Raw genomic sequence first — 412 nt, forward strand, 5'->3', positions numbered from 1 at the left:
AGTACTGACATGACACGACACAGTCGTCGGACTGGAAACTGCTGCTCGTGGGCCCGGATGAAGGCATACCTTACCCAGACTCCTTGGCAAAGTATGCGGCGGCCTTTTTTAGGATGTCGCGCTCCTCGGTCATCCGTTTTAGCTCTGCCTTGAGACGGCGGATTTCAGCTTGCTGGTCAGCAGATTCAGCCGGTTTCGTGCGCTTGGGGTCGTAGCGTTTCAGCCATTGATACAGGCTGTGCGCCGAAACACCGAGCCGGCTGGCGACTTCGGCCACCGGATAGCCACGTTCGGTTACTTGTTTGACGGCTTCAATCTTGAATTCTTCGGGGAAACGCTGCCTGCTCATGACACCTCCTTGTAGGGCCTAGTGTGAGGCTCACGAGGTATCTAGGAAAGGAGGGGCGATTCA

At 56.1% G+C, this 412-nt stretch carries 1 pseudogene; it reads right to left on the reverse strand.

Annotation, left to right across the window (positions count from 1 at the left end):
* Positions 1-349, reverse strand: a pseudogene (locus ACG97_RS16765) (transposase); the annotation flags it as partial.
* Between the last annotated feature and the right edge of the window lie 63 nt (positions 350-412).

The organism is Vogesella sp. EB (assembly GCF_001037925.1).
Classification (GTDB): domain Bacteria; phylum Pseudomonadota; class Gammaproteobacteria; order Burkholderiales; family Chromobacteriaceae; genus Vogesella; species Vogesella indigofera.